The sequence below is a fragment of the Vibrio sp. 16 genome (genome assembly GCF_963681195.1).
Classification (GTDB): Bacteria; Pseudomonadota; Gammaproteobacteria; order Enterobacterales; family Vibrionaceae; genus Vibrio; species Vibrio sinaloensis_D.
This window is the reverse complement of the sequence record NZ_OY808997.1, coordinates 266,852-287,250: the sequence shown is the minus strand read 5'-3', so window position 1 is coordinate 287,250 and position 20,399 is coordinate 266,852. Positions and strand designations below refer to the sequence as shown.

At 45.7% G+C, this 20,399-nt stretch carries 19 protein-coding genes; 6 read left to right on the top strand and 13 right to left on the bottom strand.

What is annotated here, in order from left to right:
* Window positions 1–53 precede the first annotated feature (53 nt).
* From sucD to sdhC, 8 genes are all read right to left on the bottom strand, one after another.
* Window positions 54–926: a succinate--CoA ligase subunit alpha gene (gene sucD, locus U9J37_RS01270; protein WP_005476019.1), complete on the bottom strand. Its 873-nt coding sequence runs from the start codon at window positions 924–926 to the stop codon at window positions 54–56.
* Window positions 926–2,092 carry an ADP-forming succinate--CoA ligase subunit beta gene (gene sucC, locus U9J37_RS01265; RefSeq protein WP_004744517.1) on the bottom strand — a complete coding sequence of 389 codons (1,167 nt, stop codon included), beginning with the start codon at window positions 2,090–2,092 and terminating at the stop codon, window positions 926–928. The genes sucD and sucC overlap by 1 nt, the downstream gene beginning before the upstream one ends.
* A gap of 205 nt (window positions 2,093–2,297) precedes the next feature.
* Window positions 2,298–3,506: a 2-oxoglutarate dehydrogenase complex dihydrolipoyllysine-residue succinyltransferase gene (gene odhB / locus U9J37_RS01260; protein WP_005476020.1), complete on the bottom strand. Its 1,209-nt coding sequence runs from the start codon at window positions 3,504–3,506 to the stop codon at window positions 2,298–2,300.
* A gap of 28 nt (window positions 3,507–3,534) precedes the next feature.
* Window positions 3,535–6,360 (bottom strand): 2-oxoglutarate dehydrogenase E1 component, encoded by a 2,826-nt coding sequence (gene sucA / locus U9J37_RS01255; RefSeq protein ID WP_005476032.1) that lies wholly within the window; start codon window positions 6,358–6,360, stop codon window positions 3,535–3,537.
* A 96-nt stretch (window positions 6,361–6,456) separates the two neighbouring features.
* Complete coding sequence (locus U9J37_RS01250) at window positions 6,457–7,167, bottom strand: succinate dehydrogenase iron-sulfur subunit (RefSeq protein WP_005476046.1); 711 nt, start codon at window positions 7,165–7,167, stop codon at window positions 6,457–6,459.
* Between the two features lie 18 nt (window positions 7,168–7,185).
* The gene (gene sdhA / locus U9J37_RS01245) at window positions 7,186–8,952 is read right to left on the bottom strand and encodes a succinate dehydrogenase flavoprotein subunit (protein ID WP_005476005.1); all 1,767 of its coding nucleotides are present in this window, start codon (window positions 8,950–8,952) and stop codon (window positions 7,186–7,188) included.
* On the bottom strand, window positions 8,953–9,297 hold the full coding sequence (gene sdhD / locus U9J37_RS01240) for a succinate dehydrogenase, hydrophobic membrane anchor protein (RefSeq protein WP_038140120.1): 345 nt from the start codon (window positions 9,295–9,297) through the stop codon (window positions 8,953–8,955).
* On the bottom strand, window positions 9,291–9,683 hold the full coding sequence (gene sdhC, locus U9J37_RS01235; RefSeq protein ID WP_038140119.1) for a succinate dehydrogenase cytochrome b556 subunit: 393 nt from the start codon (window positions 9,681–9,683) through the stop codon (window positions 9,291–9,293). Before sdhC ends, sdhD begins: the two co-directional genes overlap by 7 nt.
* 397 nt (window positions 9,684–10,080) lie before the next feature.
* On the opposite strand from sdhC, the gene U9J37_RS01230 reads away from it, so the two are divergent.
* Window positions 10,081–11,370 carry a citrate synthase gene (locus U9J37_RS01230; RefSeq protein WP_005476008.1) on the top strand — a complete coding sequence of 430 codons (1,290 nt, stop codon included), beginning with the start codon at window positions 10,081–10,083 and terminating at the stop codon, window positions 11,368–11,370.
* 82 nt (window positions 11,371–11,452) lie between these two features.
* Here U9J37_RS01230 and U9J37_RS01225 read toward each other — a convergent pair whose 3' ends face one another.
* Complete coding sequence (locus tag U9J37_RS01225) at window positions 11,453–12,211, bottom strand: Nif3-like dinuclear metal center hexameric protein (RefSeq protein WP_043887421.1); 759 nt, start codon at window positions 12,209–12,211, stop codon at window positions 11,453–11,455.
* A 122-nt stretch (window positions 12,212–12,333) separates the two neighbouring features.
* On the opposite strand from U9J37_RS01225, the gene U9J37_RS01220 reads away from it, so the two are divergent.
* On the top strand, window positions 12,334–13,083 hold the full coding sequence (locus U9J37_RS01220; protein WP_322413856.1) for a DUF1853 family protein: 750 nt from the start codon (window positions 12,334–12,336) through the stop codon (window positions 13,081–13,083).
* A gap of 56 nt (window positions 13,084–13,139) precedes the next feature.
* Here U9J37_RS01220 and pgm read toward each other — a convergent pair whose 3' ends face one another.
* Together pgm and seqA are read right to left on the bottom strand one after the other, a co-directional pair.
* Window positions 13,140–14,786 (bottom strand): phosphoglucomutase (alpha-D-glucose-1,6-bisphosphate-dependent), encoded by a 1,647-nt coding sequence (pgm, locus tag U9J37_RS01215; RefSeq protein WP_043887419.1) that lies wholly within the window; start codon window positions 14,784–14,786, stop codon window positions 13,140–13,142.
* An 89-nt stretch (window positions 14,787–14,875) separates the two neighbouring features.
* On the bottom strand, window positions 14,876–15,418 hold the full coding sequence (gene seqA / locus U9J37_RS01210) for a replication initiation negative regulator SeqA (protein WP_038140114.1): 543 nt from the start codon (window positions 15,416–15,418) through the stop codon (window positions 14,876–14,878).
* A 92-nt stretch (window positions 15,419–15,510) separates the two neighbouring features.
* Between seqA and U9J37_RS01205 the strand changes: the two genes are divergently transcribed.
* From U9J37_RS01205 to fldA, 3 genes are all read left to right on the top strand, one after another.
* Window positions 15,511–16,275 (top strand): alpha/beta fold hydrolase, encoded by a 765-nt coding sequence (locus U9J37_RS01205; RefSeq protein ID WP_322413855.1) that lies wholly within the window; start codon window positions 15,511–15,513, stop codon window positions 16,273–16,275.
* 93 nt (window positions 16,276–16,368) lie between these two features.
* Window positions 16,369–16,590 carry a DUF2788 domain-containing protein gene (locus U9J37_RS01200; RefSeq protein WP_004413180.1) on the top strand — a complete coding sequence of 74 codons (222 nt, stop codon included), beginning with the start codon at window positions 16,369–16,371 and terminating at the stop codon, window positions 16,588–16,590.
* Between the two features lie 44 nt (window positions 16,591–16,634).
* Window positions 16,635–17,168: a flavodoxin FldA gene (gene fldA, locus U9J37_RS01195; protein ID WP_038140110.1), complete on the top strand. Its 534-nt coding sequence runs from the start codon at window positions 16,635–16,637 to the stop codon at window positions 17,166–17,168.
* A 46-nt stretch (window positions 17,169–17,214) separates the two neighbouring features.
* Here the strand turns inward: fldA and U9J37_RS01190 are convergent, their stop codons facing one another.
* Window positions 17,215–17,715 carry a DUF4442 domain-containing protein gene (locus U9J37_RS01190; protein ID WP_322413854.1) on the bottom strand — a complete coding sequence of 167 codons (501 nt, stop codon included), beginning with the start codon at window positions 17,713–17,715 and terminating at the stop codon, window positions 17,215–17,217.
* Window positions 17,716–17,914: 199 nt separating this feature from the next.
* Here U9J37_RS01190 and fcrX point away from each other — a divergent pair, with 199 nt between their 5' ends.
* A complete protein-coding gene (fcrX, locus tag U9J37_RS01185) occupies window positions 17,915–18,364 on the top strand; it encodes a ferric iron uptake transcriptional regulator FcrX (protein ID WP_038140106.1) in 450 nt (149 codons plus the stop codon).
* Between the two features lie 120 nt (window positions 18,365–18,484).
* Here the strand turns inward: fcrX and glnS are convergent, their stop codons facing one another.
* Entirely contained in the window at window positions 18,485–20,155 is a 1,671-nt protein-coding gene (gene glnS, locus U9J37_RS01180) for a glutamine--tRNA ligase (protein WP_038140105.1), read from the bottom strand.
* Window positions 20,156–20,399: the final 244 nt, after the last annotated feature.

Below are 20,399 nucleotides of genomic sequence, written 5' to 3'. Positions count from 1 at the left end.
GACGATCAAAAAAGGCTTGGTCAGACCAAGCCTTTGTTTACTAATTGGTTTGATTACCAACCAGTGATTTCACGTAGACCTTTACCGATGTCCGCTAGAGACTTCACGGTCTTAACACCTGCTGCTTCTAGAGCTGCAAACTTGTCTTCCGCTGTACCTTTACCACCAGAGATGATTGCACCAGCGTGGCCCATACGTTTACCTGGAGGAGCAGTCACACCTGCAATGTAAGAAACCACTGGCTTAGTGACGTTCTCTTTGATGAATGCTGCCGCTTCTTCTTCCGCTGTACCACCGATTTCACCAATCATTACGATTGCTTCTGTTTCAGGGTCTTCTTGGAATAACTTCAGGATGTCGATGAAGTTTGAACCTGGGATTGGGTCACCACCAATACCAACACAAGTAGACTGACCGAAACCTTCGTCTGTCGTCTGCTTAACTGCTTCATACGTTAGCGTACCTGAGCGTGAAACAATACCCACTTTACCTTTCTTGTGGATATGGCCAGGCATGATACCAATCTTACACTCGTCTGGAGTGATTAGACCCGGACAGTTAGGACCGATCATGCGAACGCCAGTCTCTTCTAGCTTCACTTTTACATCGATCATGTCTGTTGTAGGGATACCTTCCGTGATTGTTACGATAAGCTCAATACCTGCATCAATCGCTTCTAGGATTGCATCTTTACAGAAAGGTGCTGGTACGTAGATTACCGTCGCTGTTGCGCCAGTTGCTTCTACGGCTTCACGTACTGTGTTGAACACAGGTAGACCTAGGTGAGTTTGACCACCTTTACCTGGAGAAACACCACCTACCATCTGTGTACCGTATGCAATAGCTTGCTCAGAGTGGAAAGTACCTTGACCACCAGTGAAACCCTGACAGATTACTTTCGTGTCTTTATTAATTAGTACAGACATTATTTGCCCTCCGCAGCAGCAACAACTTTCTGAGCTGCGTCAGTTAGTGACTCAGCTGCAATGATATCAACATCAGAATTAGCAAGAACTTCGCGACCTAGGTCTGCGTTAGTACCTTCTAGACGAACAACGACTGGTACGCTTACGCCTACCTCTTTAACCGCACCGATAATACCTTCAGCGATCATGTCACAACGCACGATACCACCGAAGATGTTGACGAGTACTGCTTTTACATTGTCATCAGATAGGATGATCTTGAATGCTTCAGCTACACGCTCTTTGGTAGCGCCGCCACCTACATCTAGGAAGTTAGCTGGTTTGCCGCCGTGTAGGTTTACGATATCCATCGTACCCATTGCTAGGCCAGCACCGTTAACCATACAGCCAACGTTACCATCTAGTGCTACGTAGTTCAGTTCCCACTGAGCTGCATGCGCTTCACGCTCATCTTCTTGCGAAGGATCGTGCATTTCACGTAGCTTAGGCTGACGGTACATCGCGTTAGAGTCGATGTTGATCTTACCGTCAAGACAAAGAAGATTGCCTTCACCAGTAATCACAAGAGGGTTGATCTCTAGTAGAGCAAGATCGTACTGAGAGAACATGTTGCCAAGACCCATGAAGATCTTAACAAATTGTTTGATTTGGTCGCCTTCAAGACCTAATTTGAACGCAAGTTCACGGCCTTGGTAAGCTTGAGGACCGACTAGTGGATCGATAGCTGCTTTGTGAATCAACTCTGGAGTCTCTTCTGCAACTTTCTCGATTTCAACACCACCTTCAGTCGATGCCATGAATACAACTTTACGCGTTGCGCGGTCTACCACTGCACCTAGGTATAGTTCATTCGCGATGTTCGACGCTTCTTCAACTAGGATTTTTGTTACAGGCTGGCCGTTTGCATCTGTTTGGTAAGTCACTAGATTTTTACCTAGCCACTTCTGTGCGAACTCTTTCACGCCGTCTTTAGTGTCGTGTAGCTCTACGCCACCCGCTTTACCACGTCCACCAGCGTGAACCTGACATTTAACGACTTTTTTCTCTGTAGAGATACGACCCGCCGCTTCAAAAGCTTCTTGAGGTGTATCACACGCGTAACCTTCCGGTACAGGCAAACCGAATTCTGCAAACAGCTGTTTGGCTTGGTATTCATGCAAATTCATTTTGATATTCCGTTTATTTTCCCTTAAGGGATTATTATTTCCATAACGCCGCTATGTTGCGGGCGTCTGTAGGGTCTTCTCAAATAAATCACTAATTATTTCAACAACAAATAGTGACTCAAGTGAAGGCCAGACGCTGAGCCAGTCTAGCCTTTGAAACTATCGAACGTCTAGTTACCAACGGCAACTAGACGTTTTAGCGATATTAAACGTCTAATAGCAGACGTGCTGGATCTTCTAGTAGCTCTTTAATGGTTACTAAGAAGCCCACTGACTCACGGCCATCGATTAGACGGTGGTCGTAAGATAACGCTAGGTACATCATCGGCAGAATTTCTACTTTGCCATCAACTGCCATAGGACGTTCTTGGATCTTGTGCATGCCAAGAATTGCAGATTGCGGCGGGTTGATGATTGGCGTAGACATTAGTGAACCAAATACACCACCGTTAGTGATAGTGAAGTTACCACCCATTAGTTCATCAACCGTTAGCTTGCCGTCACGGCCTTTGATTGCTAGCTCTTTGATGCCTTTCTCTACGTCAGCAAAACCTAGTGTGTCGCAGTCTTTCAGTACTGGCGTTACTAGACCACGTGGCGTAGATACCGCCATGCTGATGTCGAAGTAGTTGTGGTAAACAATGTCATCACCGTCGATAGACGCGTTCACTTCTGGGTAGCGTTTTAGTGCTTCCGTTACCGCTTTCACGTAGAAAGACATAAAGCCTAGACGAATACCGTGACGCTCTTCGAACTGGTCTTTGTACTGCTTACGAAGGTCCATGATTGGCTTCATATTCACTTCGTTAAACGTCGTTAGCATTGCCGTGTTGTTCTTCGCTTCTAGAAGACGGTTTGCAACAGTCTTACGTAGGCGAGTCATTGGTACACGTTTTTGGCTACGAGCTGCTGCTGGAGCTTCTACTGCCGCAGGATCTTCTGCTTTAGGCGCCGCTTTCGCATTCGCTATGTAAGCTTCAATATCTTCACGAGTAATACGACCACCCACACCAGTGCCTTTCACTTGGCTAGCTTCTAGGCTATGTTCAGCTAGAAGACGGCGAACCGCTGGGCTTAACGCATCGTTGCTTTCTTCAGTTAGAGAAGCTTTGTGGCGCTTATCTGGAGACGCTTCTGTTGATTCAGTTGTGTCCGTCGTAGGCTCGCCGGCAACTGCACCTGGTTTAAGCTTAGCGATTAGCTGCTTAGAAAGTACTGTCGCGCCTTCTTCCTCGATGATTGCTTCAAGTACGCCTGCTTCTGGAGCTGGTACTTCAAGTACAACTTTGTCTGTTTCGATATCAACCAGAACTTCATCACGCTCTACCGTGTCGCCTGGTTGTTTGTGCCATGTCGCTACCGTAGCGTCAGCGACAGATTCAGGTAAATCTGGAACCAGAATTTCAATTGTCATATCGGTTTCTTCCTTTAACTTCTAGTTCTTAGTCCGAAGTTTTTGTATTCACGTTTAGTGCGTCTTCAACTAACGCTTTCTGTTGTTTCAAGTGTACTGACATGTAACCTACTGCAGGTGATGCTGATGCTGGACGACCAGCGTATTTAAGATCTGCACCTGCTGGAATGGCAGCACGGAAGTTATGTTGACTACAGTACCAAGCACCCTGGTTTTGAGGCTCTTCTTGACACCATACAAAGTCTTCTACATTGGTGTACTGTTCGATCGCCGCTTTCACTTCATCCATCGGGAATGGGTATAGCTGCTCAATACGAACAATTGCCACATCGTCTTGCTCATTATTGCGGCGCTGTTCTAGTAGGTCGAAGTAAACCTTACCTGAACAGAACACAACACGTTTCACTTTCGATGCGTCCAAGCTGTCGATTTCTGGAATCGCTGGTTGGAATGTACCTTCCGCCAGATCCTCTAATGTCGACGTACACAGTGGGTGACGAAGCAGTGACTTAGGTGACATAACAACCAGTGGTCGACGCATTGGACGAACAACCTGGCGGCGAATCATGTGGTAAACCTGAGCCGGAGTTGATGGTACAACAACCTGCATGTTTTGCTCAGCACACAACTGAAGGTAGCGCTCTAAACGTGCGGATGAGTGCTCAGGACCTTGACCTTCATAACCGTGAGGGAGCAACATCGTTAGACCACATAGACGTGCCCATTTCTGCTCACCAGACGAGATGAATTGGTCAATCACCACCTGCGCACCGTTGGCAAAATCACCAAATTGCGCTTCCCAAATGGTTAAACCACCCGGCTCAGCCGTTGCGTAACCATACTCGAATGCGAGAACCGCTTCTTCAGACAATACAGAGTCAAAAACTTGGAAAGGACCTTGTTTGTCATGGATATTTGCCAGTGGAATGTAAGTACTTGCATCATTCTGGTTATGAAGTACAGAGTGGCGATGGAAGAATGTACCACGCCCAGAATCCTGACCCGAGATACGAATACGCTTGCCATCGTCGACAAGTGTCGCATACGCCAACGTTTCAGCCATACCCCAGTCAATCGCTTTCTCACCACTAACCATCGCTTTGCGATCATTGTAGAGCTTGTTAACTCGACTTTGTAGCTTGTGACTCTCTGGGTAGTTACACAAGCGTTGACCAAGCTCAACTAAGCGGGTTGTATCAAACTTGCTGTTCCACTCTACATCCCAGTCATGCCCTAAGTATGGAGACCAGTCAACCGAATGCAGAGCCATCGGACGCCACTCTTTAACCACAACTTCACCATGGTCAAGCGCATCACGATACTCGTTCACGAGCTGAGTAGCGGTATCAATACCGAGAACACCTTTTTCCATCAGCACATCAGCGTATAGCTTGCGTGGTGTTGGGTGCTTCTTAATCTTCTGATACATCAGAGGCTGAGTCGCATTAGGCTCATCCGCTTCATTGTGGCCGTGACGGCGATAACAAACCAGATCAATCACAACATCACGCTTGAACTCATTTCGGTAATCCAGTGCGATACGAGTAACAAAAGCAACCGCTTCTGGATCATCAGCATTCACGTGGAAAATTGGCGCCTGTACCATCTTAGCGATGTCAGTACAGTACATGGTCGAGCGGGTATCATTCGGATTGGAGGTTGTGAAACCAACTTGGTTGTTCACAACGATACGCACAGTACCACCAACACAGAAACCACGAGCTTGCGACATATTGAATGTCTCTTGCACAACCCCTTGACCCGCTATTGCAGAGTCACCGTGAATGGTAATTGGCAGAACTGTACTGCCTGTCGTGTCGCCTAAACGGTCTTGGCGGGCACGAACTGAACCAATAACTACTGGGTTTACAATTTCAAGGTGAGACGGGTTAAACGCTAACGCTAAGTGAACATCACCACCTGGCGTTGCGAAATCCGCAGAGAAACCTTGGTGATACTTAACGTCACCCGTACCCCACGTTTCATCGTGCTTACCAGCAAACTCGTCGAATAGGTCTTGTGGTTTCTTGCCCAACACGTTAACCAACATGTTAAGACGTCCACGGTGAGCCATACCGATAACCACTTCGCGCATTCCACTCGCACCCGCGTGACGAATCAACTCTTTCGTCATCGGAATGAGCGCATCACCGCCTTCTAATGAGAATCGCTTCGCACCCGGGAATTTTGCACCTAGGTAACGTTCTAAGCCTTCAGCTGCTGTCAGCTCATCTAGGAAGGTTTGCTTTTCTTCATTAGTAAAAGAAGGCTGACCAACTACAGACTCTAAACGTTGCTGGATCCAACGCTTCTGCTCTGTGTCTGTCATGTGCATGTACTCTGCACCGATAGAACCACAGTAGGTTTTTTTAAGAGCTGAATAGATATCTTTCAACGGCATGGTCTCTTGGCCAACGGCAAAAGAACCTACGTTGAAAGTTTCTTCGAGGTCATCTTCGGTAAGATTGTGGAATGCTGGGTCAAGCTCCGCCACAGGTGGGCGTTGCCATAAACCAAGAGGGTCAAGCTGTGCCGCTTCGTGTCCTCGGAATCGGTAAGCATTGATTAATTGGAGTACTTTTACTTGTTTAGCGTCGACATCTGGATCACTAACCTGGACACTGTAATGCTTTGTTTCTTGAGCGAGTCGTCGGAAGTAGTCACGGACACGCGAATGTGGTTGTTCAACCACTTCTTCTGATGGCTTAGGTAAACCATCAAATACGCGTTTCCACTCCTCACTTACCAGATCGGGGTCACTTAGATACAGTTCGTAGAGGTCCTCTACATACGTAGCATTGGCGCCAGCCAAGTGTGAAGACTCGAGCCATGCCTTCATCACGCCGTTGTGCATATTTTCCCTTAACCAGTAGTTTTCACGTTTGCTTCGGTCTTATGCCGAGCTATTAAGAGCCGACCCGTTGGTAGGTCGGCAATTTTTGTTGTTAAATTAGACGGAGCGGTTTACCAGCATTGTCTTGATGTGGCCAATAGCTTTCGTCGGATTTAGCCCCTTAGGACAAACACTTACACAATTCATGATGCCGTGGCAACGGAAAACGCTAAATGCGTCATCAAGATTTGACAAACGTTCATCTGTCGCTGTATCTCGGCTATCAATTAGCCAGCGATACGCTGCAAGTAGACCCGCAGGGCCGATAAATTTGTCCGGGTTCCACCAGAAAGATGGGCAAGATGTTGTACAACATGCACACATGATACATTCATACAATCCATCTAAATGAGCACGCTCATCTGGTGTTTGTAGATTCTCTCGTGAAGGTGGCAACGCACCATCATCCATCAAGAATGGCTTAACTTTCGCATAGTTATCATAGAACTGTGTCATGTCAACGATAAGATCACGCACAACAGGTAAGCCCGGTAGTGGACGAATCACTATCTTGTCTGCTTTTAGTGCAGATAGTGGCGTGATACACGCTAGGCCATTTTTACCATTCATGTTCAAACCATCTGAACCACATACACCTTCACGGCAAGAGCGACGGAATGAAATGCTCGGATCTTGCTCTTTAAGCAGAATCAAAGCATCCAATAGCATCATGTCCGAACCTTCTTCTACCTCAAGCGTGTAGTCTTTCATGTAAGGCTTTTGGTCGACATCCGGATTGTAGCGGTACAAAGAGAAATTCAGTTTCATAATTATGTCCTCCTTTCCTTAGTACGTACGAGCTTTTGGCGGGAATGCGTCACGATGAACAGGTTCCATGTTCACGTCACGTTTCGCCATCGCTTCTGTTTCCGGATTGTAAATCGAGTGACATAACCACTGCGCGTCATCACGATCTGGGAAGTCAAAACGAGCGTGAGCACCACGGCTTTCTGTGCGGTAGTTTGCCGCTACAGCCGTTGCGTAAGCTGTTTCCATCAGGTTTTCAAGCTCTAGACATTCAATACGTTGAGTGTTGAACTCTGTCGATTTGTCCGCAAGGTGTGCGTTTTTCAGACGCTCGCGAATCACTTTTAGCTCTTCTAGACCTTTAGCCATTGCATCACCCTCACGGAATACCGAGAAGTTGTTCTGCATACACTGCTGTAGATCTTTACGGATTTGCGCTGGGTCTTCACCTTCAGTGCTGTTTTCCCAACGGTTGTAACGCTCTAGCGAACGCTCAATATCGGCTTCAGTCGCTGGTTTCGCATCTGCTTGTTTCGCTAGCGTTTCGCCAAGGTGTAAACCTGTTGCACGGCCGAACACCACTAAGTCGAGTAGCGAGTTGCCACCCAAACGGTTTGCGCCGTGTACAGATACAGAGGCAATCTCACCACAAGCGAATAAGCCTTGAACTTCGACATCTGCACCGCTTTCGTCTTGCTTAATCGCTTGACCTGATACTTGCGTTGGAATGCCACCCATCATGTAGTGACAAGTAGGGATAACTGGAATTGGCTCTTTCACTGGGTCAACGTGTGCGAAGGTACGCGACAGTTCACATACACCCGGTAGGCGTGACTCAAGCGTCTCTTTACCTAAGTGATCCAGTTTCAGTTTAATGTGAGGCCCCCAAGGGCCATCGCAGCCGCGACCTTCACGGATTTCGATCATCATTGAACGTGCTACCACGTCACGACCTGCAAGGTCTTTCGCGTTAGGCGCGTAACGCTCCATGAAGCGCTCGCCATCTTTATTAAGAAGGTAACCACCTTCACCACGACAACCTTCTGTAACAAGAACACCCGCACCAGCGATACCTGTTGGGTGGAACTGCCACATTTCCATGTCTTGCATTGGAACGCCCGCACGTAGCGCCATACCAACACCGTCACCCGTGTTAATGTGAGCATTAGTGGTAGACGCGTAAATACGACCTGCACCGCCAGTCGCAAGAACGGTCGCTTTAGACTTGAAGTAACAAACTTCACCAGTTTCCATGCTAAGAGCCGTACAGCCAAGCACAGCACCATCTTCATTCTTAACTAGATCAAGCGCATACCATTCAGAAAAGATCGTTGTCTTGTGCTTGATATTTTGTTGGTACAACGTGTGAAGAAGCGCGTGACCTGTACGGTCAGCAGCCGCTGCGGTGCGAGCCGCTTGCTCACCACCAAAGTTCTTAGACTGCCCGCCGAATGGGCGTTGATAGATTTTACCATTGTCGAAGCGTGAAAATGGGAGACCCATTCTCTCTAGTTCGATGACAGATTCTGGACCGTTCTTACACATGTACTCGATAGCATCCTGATCACCAATGTAATCAGAACCTTTGACTGTATCGTACATGTGCTGTTCCCAGTGGTCTTCGTGCGCATTACCTAGCGCGACCGTAATACCACCTTGAGCTGAAACTGTGTGTGAACGAGTTGGAAATACTTTTGAGAGCAATGCACATGAAAGGCCTTGCTCAGAGATTTGCAGTGCAGCACGCATACCTGCACCACCTGCGCCGATTACTACGGCATCAAATTCACGAACTGGAATAGACACTTACGCACCCCACAAAATAAATAGACCAGAGAAGAAATAACCTAACAACACAGCAATCACACCGAGTTGAAGGCCACCACGAAGCTTCGCGCATTTAATGTAATCCGTCAGTACCTGCCATAAGCCTATCCAAGCGTGGATAAGTACTGAAACGAGCGCTAGCATCGTGAACACTTTAGTGAACGTGCCACCAAAGAACTGAGTCCAAGATACGTAAGAAATATCTGTGAAAGCACAAAAGCTAACCAGATAAATTGTGTAAAGTGTCATGATGATCGCAGTAGCACGAATCAGTAAGAAATCGTGCACGCCATTACGACCAAAAGATGAAATATGTTTTACCACACCATGATCCCCGCTAATAATGACAATACGGCTGTCGCTGCGAATGCAACCTTAGCGCTCATTGCGCCAGATTCCAGCTCTTCAAAATGACCAAGGTCCATCAACAAGTGACGGATACCACCAGCAATGTGGTAGGCCAATGCCGTTAGGATTCCCCACAAGATAAACTTCACAAAGAAGCCATCTACGATGTCGACTGCTTCTGCATAACCGACAGGGGAAGATAAGGATATGGATAGTAACCAAAGTAGGATCCCGACCGCGACAAACGTAATTACACCGGAGACACGGTGTAAGATAGATGCGATTGCTGTGATCGGAAAGCGGATGGTCTGTAAATCTAAATTAACAGGTCTTGACTTTCTTTCTTTCACGGGCTTGCTCACTCAGCTCCATTGAGCATTTATAGTTATGAACGAATTTTGGTTGCAAAACCTGCAAAAGTTAACATTTACTTAACAATTAACCCTCATATTGGACTGGGTATTTTGTAAAATATTTGTTAACAACAAGACTAAAAACTTCACCTCACATTTGTTTCAAGCCTTGAATTTATTAGGTTTCCACCAAAATTTACTGCGCCACTATACGGCTGGCAACATTCTAATACAATTGATGTAACAATTTTTGCTACACAGCACAGATTTTTAACCTTACGTGTTCAAAAAATCATAACAAGTGCACACATCAGAGGAGAGAAATTGACTTTGATAACGAATACACGTACAAAAATGTCACACAAACATCCTGGACGGATTAAATAATAAAACAAAGGAGATTGTTATGGCGGATAAGAAAGCTACCCTTCATGTTGAAGGTCAAGCGCCAATCGAACTGCCAATTATGGAAGGTGCCCTAGGTACACCTGTAATTGACGTTCGTAAACTTGGAGCGAATGGATTTTTCACTTTTGACCCAGGTTTTCTTGCCACTGCATCTTGTGAATCTCAAATCACCTACATCGATGGCGGCAAAGGTATTCTTTTGCACCGCGGTTACCCGATTGATCAGTTAGCTAATAATGCTGATTATTTAGAAGTGTGTTACATCCTTCTTTATGGTGAAGCCCCTACCCGTGAACAATACGAGCAATTCAAAACGACAGTAACGCGCCATACAATGGTACATGAGCAAATCGCAAGCTTCTTCCATGGCTTCCGTCGCGACGCTCACCCAATGGCGGTTATGTGTGGTGTGGTTGGCGCACTCGCTGCGTTTTATCACGATTCACTAGACATCAACAATGACGAGCACCGTGAAATTGCGGCATATCGTCTATTATCGAAGATGCCTACACTGGCAGCGATGTGTTACAAGTACTCTATCGGCCAGCCATTTATCTACCCTCGCAACGACCTAAGCTACGCAGAGAACTTCCTACATATGATGTTCGCAAATCCTTGTGAAGAATATGAAGTTAACCCTGTTGTTGCTCAGGCAATGGATAAAATCTTCACGCTACACGCGGATCACGAGCAAAACGCATCTACGTCTACGGTTCGTTTGTCTGGCTCTTCAGGCGCTAACCCATTCGCATGTATCGCTGCAGGTATCGCTTCGCTATGGGGTCCTGCGCACGGTGGTGCTAATGAAGCATGTCTGAAGATGCTTGAAGAAATCGGCAGCGTGGAAAACATTCCTGAGTATGTTGAGCGCGCGAAAGACAAAGATGACCCGTTCCGCCTAATGGGATTTGGTCACCGTGTTTACAAAAACTACGACCCACGTGCTACGGTAATGCGTGAAACTTGTCACCAAGTACTGAAAGAGCTCAATATCAAAGATCCACTACTAGACGTAGCGATGGAACTTGAGCGTATCGCACTTTCTGATGATTACTTCGTGTCTAAGAAACTCTACCCGAACGTAGATTTCTACTCAGGTATCATCCTTAAAGCGATCGGTATTCCCGTATCAATGTTTACCGTGATCTTCGCTATTTCTCGTACTATCGGTTGGATTGCACACTGGAACGAAATGCACAGTGATCCTCTAAACCGCATCGGTCGTCCACGTCAGCTTTACACTGGTGAAGTACAACGTGACTTCCAGCCTATTCATGAACGTGAATAATCGCTTACAAGTAACTAAAAAAGGGTTGATGCGCAAACATCAACCCTTTCTTTTATCTTCAACATTCAAGAATATCTTGGCCCTATACGGGATTATCAATATCTATAAACTCAACATCCAAGCCATGCTCATCTGCCAACCACTCGCCTAACGCTTTCACACCGTATCGCTCAGTCGCATGGTGACCCGCGGAGAAATAATGGATACCCATTTCACGTGCCGTGTATGTAGTACGCTCGGAGATCTCACCTGAAATAAAGGCATCTACCCCCTGCTGGACAGCTAGCTCAATAAAATCTTGGCCACCACCAGTACACCAACCTACGGTTTCGATCATCTTATCCGCCCCTTCGGGAGCAATATGTAATGGCGCACGTTGCAACACCTTGTTGATACGCCCAGCAAATTCTTCACCAGAAATAGCCGTCTTGAGACGACCATACATGGCAACAGATTGAGGGTGCCCTTCCATCCCTCCTTCCACTTGAATATCTAGCAGCCTTGCCAGCTCCGCATTGTTACCCAGCTCAGGGTGGATATCCAACGGCAAGTGATAGCCAAACAAGTTGATATCATTTTTAATCAAGGTACGAATACGCTTGCCCTTCATACCGCGGATAGGTTCAGGTTCACCCTTCCAAAAATAGCCATGATGAACTAACAGCGCGTCAGCATTGAGCTCAACTGCTTTATCAATTAATGCCTGCGAAGCCGTCACGCCGGTTACGATCTTTCTTATCTGCTCCTTCCCTTCCACCTGCAAACCGTTCGGTGCATAGTCTTTGATTAGCTGTGGAGAGAGCTTCTCGTTAAGGATTCTTTCTAATTGCAAGTTGTTCATGACAGCTTCCATCTAATTGCTAACATTGTGCTTTATCTTAGTGAGCAAAGTGTATTCGAACCATAGCAACCTTACCAGCACCTCGCTACAATACTGGTGTTTGAGTAGATATAGGTTTAAGGATGAACGCTTTAGAACGTTTTTATCACTGGGTCCACGAGACGCCGTCACTGTTTGAGATAACACCACCCTTTGTCGATATCAAAGCACTGAATATCACTCCTCTAAAACAAGATGATTATCAGGGAAACCCTCGACTAGGTTTCATCTACCAACACCTATGTACAGAGCTCTTGAGGAATAGCGAAGAGTACTCGCTGCTAGAAGAAGAGATTCAAATCAACAAAACGTCAGGCCAAACATTAGGGGCGATTGATCTCATTTTAAAAAACCGTCAATGCCAACAAAATGAACATTGGGAAGTCGCCATCAAGTTTTACTTGTTACACCAAGGGATCTGGTATGGTCCTAATGCTCACGATCAACTCGATAAAAAGCTCGCTAGAATGCTCTCTCATCAACTAAAAATGAGCGCTTCCCTTGAGTTCCTTGAACAGTACCCTCACTACTCTGATCTCACTGAGCGTCTGCTAATTCAAGGACGGCTATATATCAATCCTTTTTCGCCAGAGACGACTCCGAAAGAATGCCTAGGGCTTACGATAAACCCTAGCCGAATTACTGGTTATTGGTGCTATCAAAGTCAATGGGAGCTGATAGACGAACCACTCTATGAACTCGAAAAGCCGCTTTGGGCTATTGGTCTGGAAGAGCTCAATACCCCAATCGACAAACCCAATGGACGATTTGTTCATGCTCAGACCCAAGGTGGTCAATTTTGGTTTGTTGTGCCTGATAGTTGGCCAAATTAAAGGTAAAAAAAGGGCTGACAATTGTCAGCCCTTAACAAAACAGGTCATCGATTGAATTACAGGCCTGCGTTAGCGAATACCTGATTTACGATCTCTTGCGCTTCTGCTTCGATCTGCTTTAAGTGCTCGGCACCTTTAAAGCTCTCACAGTAGATTTTGTAGATATCTTCAGTGCCCGATGGACGCGCAGCAAACCAGCCATTTTCAGTAGTCACTTTAAGACCGCCAATCGCAGCGCCATTACCCGGAGCGTGAGTAAGACGAGCCGTAATTGCATCACCCGCGAGTGTCTCAGCCGTTACCATTTCAGCAGAAAGCTTGGACAGCACGGCTTTTTGCGGGCCATTTGCTACAGCTTGAATACGGTTGTACTCAGACGCACCGTGTTTCGCTGCTAGCTCTTCGTAGTATTCTTGTGGATTCTTGCCTGTTACCGCTGTGATTTCAGCGGCTAGCAGACATAAGATGATGCCATCTTTATCAGTTGACCACGGCGTACCGTCTTTGCGTAGGAATGAAGCACCTGCAGACTCCTCACCACCAAAGCCGAACTTACCTTCATAAAGACCGTCAACAAACCATTTGAAGCCAACTGGCACTTCACAAAGTTCGCGACCAAGATCCGCGACAACACGGTCAATCAACGCACTTGATACCAGCGTCTTACCGACGGCAACATCTTTACCCCAACCCTCACGATGGCGGTATAGGTAATCGATACATACAGCTAGGAAGTGGTTAGGGTTCATCAAACCTTTTGGCGTCACGATACCATGACGGTCATAATCTGGGTCATTACCAAACGCTAGATCATACTCATCTTTAAGTGCTAGCAAGCCTGCCATCGCGTAAGGAGATGAACAGTCCATACGAACCACGCCATCTTTATCTAACGACATAAACTGGAACGATGGGTCGATGGCTTCACTCACTAGCGTCAGGTCAAGATTGTACGCTTGAGCAATTTGACGCCAGTAATCAATACCACTGCCACCAAGTGGGTCAACACCAAGCTTTAGATTCGCCTTTTGGATCGCTTCCATGTCGATAACATTCACTAGGTCATCAATGTACGGCTTAACGAGATCCATTTGAACGAACAGGTCTGACGCTTTTGCATCCGCAAGCGGCATACGCTTAACACCTTGCAGCCCCTCAGCAATGAGAACATTCGCGCGATCTTGAATCGCTTTAGTAAGTTCACCTTCCGCTGGGCCACCGTGTGTCGGATTGTACTTAATACCACCATCTTGCGGCGGGTTGTGCGATGGCGTGATGACGATACCATCCGCTTTATCTTCATGCTGAAGGTTATAAGTCAGAATTGCGTGCGACACACCCGGAGTTGGAGTGTAACCATTATCTTGCTGCACAATCACCTGCACACCATTTGAGATCAAAACTTCAACAACACTTGAAAACGCAGGCTCAGACAACGCATGCGTATCTTTACCAACAAACAGAGGACCTGTTGTGCCTTTTTCAGCGCGGACTTCTGCAATTGCCTGAGCGATTGCAAGAATATGATGTTCATTGAAAGTTGATTTGTCCGCCGTTCCTCTGTGACCGGATGTACCGAACTCGACTTTGTGATCAGTGATTGCAGGATCGGGTTGAAGTAAGAAGTAGTTAGAGACCAAAGCAGGAATATTGTGTAAATCCTGTTGTTGGGCTTTTTCTCCAGCACGTGGGTGCATAGCCATGTTGACATCCTTTCTTAAAATTATATAAAACAAAAAACCTCATAATACTGGAAGTGACTTGAGCATTATGAGGTTTTTATCAGACTTCTTTAAATTGAGTTGACAACTTTTTCTGTCAAATCTGACGGGAAATTCATTCTTCCCATCAGTTGATCGACCATCTGCCGTTTACGACTCGTGTTTGTGTTTGTAATCACCCAAAATGGTGAATGTGGAATCGCTTTCGGTTTAGTCGTATTACCGCTAGCTAGAAGGGTTTGCTCATCATTGGCAAAGTAAACGCGCTTACGGCCTTTCACTTGTGTTGCTTCGGAGAAACCATTTGGGTCAATGCGATGAAGAGTTGATAACACCAACATAAATCGATCAATCGCTTTTTTAAGCCCTGCAAACTCATCTGAAATCAATAAAGAACGCATCTCTTTGACAGTATCGACTGTCTCTTCCATACCTGCATCACGGCTTACGACAATGCCTTTTGGCTCAACCGGATTTGCAACAGGTGTTGGTTGCGCATTTTGACCGTCAACATTTAAAAGACGGCGCAAAATATCGGACGCACTCTCACCAATGTGTTGGGTTTGACTTGCGATGTAACGGTATAGATCCTCATCAACCTCAATTGTTTTCATTCGCTTTTCACAATCTCTATGTTTAAACTCTGGGGGATTATAGCGAGATCTTTACAGAGACTCTACGGTTAACCTGCTACGAATATAATAAAATGTCACAACTGCTCAACTACAAAGTCGAAGGGAATGGCCATCCGATCATATTGATCCACGGTCTCTTTGGTAACTTGGACAACCTTGGATTACTTGCACGCGACCTACGCGCAGACTACCAAGTGATTAGTGTCGATCTGCGCAACCACGGTCAATCATTTCAAAGCGACCAACACACATACGACTTAATGGCTCAAGACTTGATCCAACTGGTGAATGAACTCAAGCTCGAGACGTACACTCTTATTGGCCACTCGATGGGAGGTAAAGTCGCAATGCAAGTATGTGCCATCGACCACGATCGTGTGGAACAATTGATCGTCCTTGATATGGCCCCAGTACAATATACACAGAGCCGCCACGATAACGTATTCAATGGGTTAAAAGCGGTACTGAGCGAGCGTCCAACAAGTCGCAAACAAGCACTCGAAGTTTTAGCCAACCATATTGAGCTAGATGGCGTTCGACAGTTTCTCGGAAAATCGCTCTACAACTCTGGTGATCACTTTACCTGGCGCTTTAATGTTCAGAGCCTCTGGGAAAACTATTGGCAGATTCTCGGTTGGACCCCAATCCAACAAGTCGATACTCCTACCTTGTTCATAAAGGGCGGTGATTCCGACTATCTGACTGCCGAGCACCAGACTCACGTTCAACAACAGTTTTCCAATGTAAAGGCACATGTGATTGCAAATACTGGACACTGGTTACACGCAGAAAAACCTACCGAAGTTTTGCGTGTTATACGAAAGCATCTTAGGTAAAACAGATTGAGAGATGAGTTACATTCTCACCGTTAACTTTATCTACTAACAGTGGTATAGTGCGGCGCAAGTAATTTGGCATAAAGGGATTCCATGCTCTACGACTACATGAACATGCTCGAGTCAATTGGTCTCGATTTACTTTTTGCGTCTATCTTTTTTCTTATCGGTATGGCAATAAAAGATGTCTTAAAAGCGGGTAATGTTCCCCCTTTCGGTCGTCGTATTGTATGGTTAGTCCTTTTCCTAGGCTGTGCTGGGTTTATCGCCAAAGGTATTATTCAGCTTAGTTGGGAAGGTGGTGGTATCGGCTGATATTAACCGTGCCCACAACAGAAATTAGTAAAGGTAACGAATCTATGGCAAGTGTAGGCATCTTCTTTGGTAGCGATACAGGTAACACTGAAGCTGTTGCAAAGATGATTCAAAAGCAACTAGGTAAACAACTGGTTCACGTACAAGATATCGCGAAAAGCAGCAAAGAAGATATCGACAACTTCGATCTTCTGCTACTAGGTATCCCAACTTGGTACTACGGTGAAGCACAGTGTGATTGGGATGACTTTTTCCCAGAGCTTGAGCAAATCGATTTCTCGACTAAGCTAGTCGCTATCTTTGGTTGTGGTGACCAAGAGGACTACGCTGAGTATTTCTGTGATGCGATGGGTACGGTTCGTGACATCGTTGAAGCAAAAGGCGGTACTATCCTAGGTTACACATCAACTGAAGGCTATGAATTCGAAGCTTCTAAAGGCTTGGTTGAAGGCGACGACAGCCTATTTGTTGGTTTGTGTATTGATGAAGATCGTCAACCAGAATTGACTGAAGAGCGCGTAAACAATTGGTGTAAGCAAATTCACGAAGAGATGTGTCTTGCCGAATTAGAAGACTAATCGCTTTCTTCATATAACATTCAAAACCTCCGCGTGCGGAGGTTTTTTATGCCGTCTGCTGCTGAGCCTCTTCCCTATATTTTGGTTTTTTTCGTACATACAGCTTACGTTGAACCTCAGAAACCACATTGCCATTTTTATCTTTAACGTGAATGACAAACTCTGGAAAGCACTTCTCTCCGTTAGCGGTTTGACGAAGTATCTCTTCCAGTTGCTCAGAAGGCACAATAAAATCTGCATACAAATCGCTTTGTCCAGGTTTGATGAAGTTGATGCTCGCTTCTTTATCCCAAACATAGTATTGGTCACCCAGAATTCCCATTAGCATCAGAGAATAGACGGGATCGGTGAGCGAAAAAATGCTTCCGCCATATTGGGTGCGATTGGCATTTTTATTCCACCAACGCAACTTAAGTTTCATTTTAACTTCGCGGAAATCATCGCTGATGGAGAGAATCTTAATGCCAGCACCCCAGAATGGCGGCCAACTGTTCAATGCAAGTTTAACGATCTTCGGTTTGTAGATCTTAGACATCCAGTTTCCCATTCAAACTACCCTGAATAAATATGAACAATGTTACACAATTGTAACTGGTTAGACCTCTAATATCAGTGACGTAAACCTTGTTTATTAAAAATCCCTAGTAACCCTTTGAACTTCGTGGTTTATTGTTGCTTGCGACTGCCCTATAATGATAGGAATATTGAATTCTGTTAATTACTGCAGATCATCAACAGGAAAGTATATGTCAGACAATAACCAAGCGCTTAAGGATGCTGGTCTAAAGGTAACCCTTCCTAGACTAAAGATTTTAGAAGTACTCCAGCAGCCAGAATGCCAACACATTAGCGCTGAAGATTTATATAAAAAGCTGATTGATCTTGGGGAAGAGATCGGTCTTGCGACTGTGTATCGTGTCTTGAACCAATTTGATGACGCAGGTATTGTGACCCGCCACCATTTTGAGGGTGGCAAGTCTGTGTTCGAACTTTCAACTCAGCACCACCACGATCACCTTGTGTGTCTAGACTGTGGCGAAGTGATTGAGTTTTCAGACGATGTCATTGAAGAGCGCCAAAAAGAAATTGCCGCACAATACAATGTAACGTTAACCAACCACAGTTTGTACCTATACGGAAAATGCGCTGATGGCAGTTGCAAAGACAACCCAGATGCACATAAATCGAAAAAGTAATTCGATCTAAACGTCCAAATGACAACGTCAGCGATAAGCTGGCGTTTTTTATTACTCATTTTAGATATCGATAAAAAAGCCAGTCTCAAGGACTGGCTTTATGGCGATCACAAATGGTGATTACTTAGCTTCAATCTTAGCCCATGTATCACGCAAACCTACTGTACGGTTGAAGACGAGAGCTTCTGGCTTTGAGTCTTTCGCATCGGCACAGAAGTAACCCATACGTTCAAATTGATAACCCGCTTCAGCTTTCGCATTAGCCAAGCTTGGTTCTACAAAACCATTAAGCTTAACTAAAGAGTCAGGGTTTATCGTTTCTGCAAAGTTGTCTGCTGCAGCCGGGTTAGGTACTGTAAATAGACGATCGTACAAACGAATTTCAGCAGGAAGACCTTTATCCGCTGATACCCAGTGGATTACACCTTTCACTTTACGACCATCTGCTGGGTTCTTACCTAGCGTCTCATTGTCGTACGTACAGAAGATAGTTGTGATGTTACCTTCAGCGTCTTTTTCAATACGCTCAGCCTTGATCACATACGCACCACGTAGGCGAACTTCTTTACCTAGAACCAAGCGCTTGTATTTCTTATTCGCTTCTTCACGGAAGTCTTCACGCTCAATCCAAACTTCACGAGTAAACGGCACTTCACGCTCGCCCATTTCTGGCTTGTTCGGGTGGTTCGCAACCGTTAGTGACTCAACTTTACCTTCTTCGAAGTTTTCAATCACGATCTTAACAGGGTCAAGAACAGCCATGGCACGCGGTGCATTTTCGTTTAGGTCATCACGAATACAAGACTCTAATGAACCCATTTCAATCATGTTGTCTTGTTTAGTTACACCAATACGCTTACAGAATTCGCGAATAGATGCTGGCGTAAAGCCACGACGACGCAGACCCGAAATGGTTGGCATACGTGGGTCATCCCAACCATCAACCAATTTCTCAGTCACTAACTGGTTTAGCTTACGCTTAGACATTACCGTGTACTCAAGGTTCAGACGGCTGAACTCGTACTGACGAGGCTGACAATCAATCGTAATGTTGTCTAGAACCCAGTCGTATAGACGACGGTTATCTTGAAACTCAAGCGTACAGATAGAATGCGTAATGCCCTCTAACGCATCAGAGATACAGTGCGTGAAATCGTACATTGGGTAAATGCACCATTTATCACCCGTTTGGTGATGCTCTGCGAAACGAACACGGTATAGAACAGGATCGCGCAGTACGATAAAAGAAGACGCTAGATCGATCTTCGCGCGTAGACACGCTTTACCTTCTTCAAAGCCACCATCTCGCATCTTTTCGAATAACGCTAGATTCTCTTCAGGTGTACGATCACGATACGGGCTTGGCTTACCAGGCTGGGTAAGTGTGCCACGGTATTCACGGATCTGCTCAGGACTTAGCTCTTCAACGTACGCTAAGCCTTTGTTAATTAATTCCACTGCGTAACCGTAAAGCTTGTCAAAGTAGTTTGATGAGTAACATACATCACCGCTCCACTCGAAGCCCAACCAGCTCACATCATTCTTAATTGACTCAACGTATTCAACGTCTTCTTTTTCTGGGTTTGTGTCATCAAAACGAAGATTACACTGACCCTGGTAGTCCTGAGCAATACCGAAGTTCAAGCAAATTGACTTAGCGTGACCGATATGCAGATAACCGTTCGGCTCTGGCGGGAAACGAGTATGCACGCTTGTGTGTGTACCATCCGCTAAATCTTTATCGATGATTTGGCGAATGAAATTCGATGGACGAGCCTCAGCTTCACTCATCTATAGCACCTCAATTGTTGTAGTATTGTTCAGATAATTCTTTATCTTGACGGCATCTCCCACCGTCAAGTACATAGCGACTAATGATCCACAATTCTGGTGGAATACACAACAATATCTCGAGCGAAAACACCTTTTTTTTCATTGTCTGGTTAAGAAGCTAGCATTGTTTGTCCTCATATTTCATCACAAAGCTCATAAACACAAAAAAGCCTCCCGAAGGAGGCTTCTGTTACTTACTTAA

What these genes read in the sequence shown, in the direction of transcription:
- sucD (WP_005476019.1), bottom strand. Translation starts at nt 926, where the DNA reads ATGTCTGTACTAATTAATAAAGACACGAAAGTAATCTGTCAGGGTTTC.
- sucC (WP_004744517.1), bottom strand. Translation starts at nt 2,092, where the DNA reads ATGAATTTGCATGAATACCAAGCCAAACAGCTGTTTGCAGAATTCGGT.
- odhB (WP_005476020.1), bottom strand. Translation starts at nt 3,506, where the DNA reads ATGACAATTGAAATTCTGGTTCCAGATTTACCTGAATCTGTCGCTGAC.
- sucA (WP_005476032.1), bottom strand. Translation starts at nt 6,360, where the DNA reads ATGCACAACGGCGTGATGAAGGCATGGCTCGAGTCTTCACACTTGGCT.
- U9J37_RS01250 (WP_005476046.1), bottom strand. Translation starts at nt 7,167, where the DNA reads ATGAAACTGAATTTCTCTTTGTACCGCTACAATCCGGATGTCGACCAA.
- U9J37_RS01230 (WP_005476008.1), top strand. Translation starts at nt 10,081, where the DNA reads ATGGCGGATAAGAAAGCTACCCTTCATGTTGAAGGTCAAGCGCCAATC.
- U9J37_RS01225 (WP_043887421.1), bottom strand. Translation starts at nt 12,211, where the DNA reads ATGAACAACTTGCAATTAGAAAGAATCCTTAACGAGAAGCTCTCTCCA.
- U9J37_RS01220 (WP_322413856.1), top strand. Translation starts at nt 12,334, where the DNA reads ATGAACGCTTTAGAACGTTTTTATCACTGGGTCCACGAGACGCCGTCA.
- pgm (WP_043887419.1), bottom strand. Translation starts at nt 14,786, where the DNA reads ATGGCTATGCACCCACGTGCTGGAGAAAAAGCCCAACAACAGGATTTA.
- seqA (WP_038140114.1), bottom strand. Translation starts at nt 15,418, where the DNA reads ATGAAAACAATTGAGGTTGATGAGGATCTATACCGTTACATCGCAAGT.
- U9J37_RS01205 (WP_322413855.1), top strand. Translation starts at nt 15,511, where the DNA reads ATGTCACAACTGCTCAACTACAAAGTCGAAGGGAATGGCCATCCGATC.
- U9J37_RS01200 (WP_004413180.1), top strand. Translation starts at nt 16,369, where the DNA reads ATGCTCTACGACTACATGAACATGCTCGAGTCAATTGGTCTCGATTTA.
- fldA (WP_038140110.1), top strand. Translation starts at nt 16,635, where the DNA reads ATGGCAAGTGTAGGCATCTTCTTTGGTAGCGATACAGGTAACACTGAA.
- U9J37_RS01190 (WP_322413854.1), bottom strand. Translation starts at nt 17,715, where the DNA reads ATGGGAAACTGGATGTCTAAGATCTACAAACCGAAGATCGTTAAACTT.
- fcrX (WP_038140106.1), top strand. Translation starts at nt 17,915, where the DNA reads ATGTCAGACAATAACCAAGCGCTTAAGGATGCTGGTCTAAAGGTAACC.
- glnS (WP_038140105.1), bottom strand. Translation starts at nt 20,155, where the DNA reads ATGAGTGAAGCTGAGGCTCGTCCATCGAATTTCATTCGCCAAATCATC.